Here is a 262-nt window from a genome sequence, read left to right on the forward strand (position 1 = left end):
GGATATTCTTTTGCCAATGAACCGATCAAACCGTGTACGCCTGCATGCTCAGGCTGCGGGAGATCACCCGGATACACGGACTGTGTCTGCCGGGTGACCGCCGTAAAGCTGATGTTTCGGTTTCCATACCCGAGTGACAGCAGCGCTTTGATGAAACGGAAACATTGAATCACCCCATTCTCCTGCTCATCAAGCATTTCCTGACTGGCGGATGCGGGTGCGAAACGATCCGGCGCAATCCATAAGAAATGGCGGATATCTT

The 262-nt window shown here is 52.7% G+C and carries 1 protein-coding gene; it reads right to left on the bottom strand.

The window, feature by feature from the left end:
* Window positions 1–262, bottom strand: a 262-nt coding sequence (locus SB658_RS24915) for a hypothetical protein (protein ID WP_410603086.1), incomplete at both ends; no start/stop codon positions are given.

Origin of the sequence: Bacillus sp. SIMBA_008 (assembly GCF_046535495.1) — a bacterium.
GTDB classification, from domain to species: domain Bacteria; phylum Bacillota; class Bacilli; order Bacillales; family Bacillaceae; genus Bacillus; species Bacillus subtilis.